Source organism: Stenotrophomonas sp. AGC87 (assembly GCF_057333975.1).
This window is the reverse complement of sequence record NZ_JBHFHW010000030.1, coordinates 69,763-70,261: the sequence shown is the minus strand read 5'-3', so window position 1 is coordinate 70,261 and position 499 is coordinate 69,763. Positions and strand designations below refer to the sequence as shown.

At 65.5% G+C, this 499-nt stretch carries 1 protein-coding gene; it reads left to right on the top strand.

Annotated elements, in window-relative coordinates; all coding sequences use genetic code 11:
• On the top strand, positions 1 to 243 hold a 243-nt coding region (locus ACE026_RS12120), incomplete at its 5' end, for a hypothetical protein (RefSeq protein ID WP_486039196.1).
• Positions 244 to 499 lie beyond the last annotated feature (256 nt).

Genomic DNA, 499 nt, shown 5'->3' with positions numbered 1-499 from the left:
ATGCCGCACACGGTCCTTCACTGCGCTACCCGTCCACCCATGGACAGTGGGTTGCTTGCGCGGAATCAACAGCGAAAAGCGAACGGCAAACAGCAGATAGCGGACGTCTCACGGCTTATCACTCACGGCGTACGGCGCCGGTTGATGGCTACTGGCCTCTGGCCGGTGGCGTACGGCATACCGGTTGCCGCTAATGACTTCGGCAGTGCTACGGCGTCGGTGTCGATTTACGGCGTCGGCTGAAAATGGACTGCGGACTGCGGACCGCACAATTTGTGGCGTGCCCGGCACGCCTGTAGATCCACGCCATGCGTGGATGCCGCGCAAAGCGCGGGACAACCATCCGGACGAGCACACAGCATGTCCCGACGATCCAGCCAGCGCTGGCAGCCGGCCGAAACAGTGTCAGAAGCGGGAGTGCCAGCCCTTCCAACCGCCCACCCATCAACCTGTCAGGAGTGGGGGGGGGGGGGGGGGGGGGGGGGGGGGGGGGGGGGGG